The 846-nt window shown below is 71.2% G+C and carries 1 protein-coding gene; it reads right to left on the reverse strand.

Features of this window, described 5'->3' with window-relative positions; translation table 11 throughout:
* Window positions 1-322 precede the first annotated feature (322 nt).
* A partial coding sequence (locus BIV03_RS17505) for a response regulator transcription factor (RefSeq protein ID WP_071296601.1) occupies window positions 323-846 on the reverse strand: 524 nt, incomplete at its 5' end.

Here is an 846-nt window from a genome sequence, read left to right on the forward strand (position 1 = left end):
CCAGCCACCGCCGTGGTCGTGGCCGCCGCCGTCGCCGTTCGGCCGGATCGCCAGGTTGCCGGCGATCGTCGGCTCCACGTGGTCGGCGCCCGCGCGACGGACGGCCTCGGTCAGTGCTGCTCCGGCGACGACGCCGAATCCGGTGAACGACATGGGGTCCATGCAACTCGGGGTGCGGCGGTCCGGCAGTCGTTGCCGTCCGTTGCCACGGGTCCGGTCAGTGCCGTTCGACGTCGACCGGATCGGCTCGGCGCGGGCGTCCGAGGTGTTCGAGGGGTTCGCTGCGCGGTCTTCGAAGTCACGGTGGCAGCGGAGCGGGCGGTCACGGGCGCCAGCCCGGGGTCACGAGGCCGGTCTCGTAGGCGAAGACGACGAGCTGGGCACGATCGCGGGCACCGAGCTTGATCATCGCCCGGGAGACGTGGGTCTTCGTGGTCATCGGGCTGACGAAGAGGTGCTGGGCGATCTCGGCGTTCGTCATGCCGACGGCGACGAGCTGCATGACCTGACGCTCGCGGTCGGTCAGGACGCCCAGCTCCGGCGCGAGGGACGACGGCTTCGCGTGGGTGGCGTACGCCTCGACCAGGGAACGGGTCGCCCGGGGCGAGAGCAGGGACTCCCCCGCGACGACGGTCCGGATCGCCCGGAGGAGTTCGGCCGGTTCGGTGTCCTTCACGAGGAATCCGGCAGCGCCACCGCGGATCGCCTCGAACACGTAGTCGTCTTCCTCGAACGTGGTGAGGATGACCACGTGCACGCCCCCGAGTTCGGGGTCGGCCGAGATCCGTTGCGTCGCCGCGAGCCCGTCGGTGCCCGGCATCCGGATGTCCATGAGGACGACGTCGG

Origin of the sequence: Curtobacterium sp. MCBA15_016 (genome assembly GCF_001865105.1) — a bacterium.
GTDB lineage: Bacteria > Actinomycetota > Actinomycetes > Actinomycetales > Microbacteriaceae > Curtobacterium.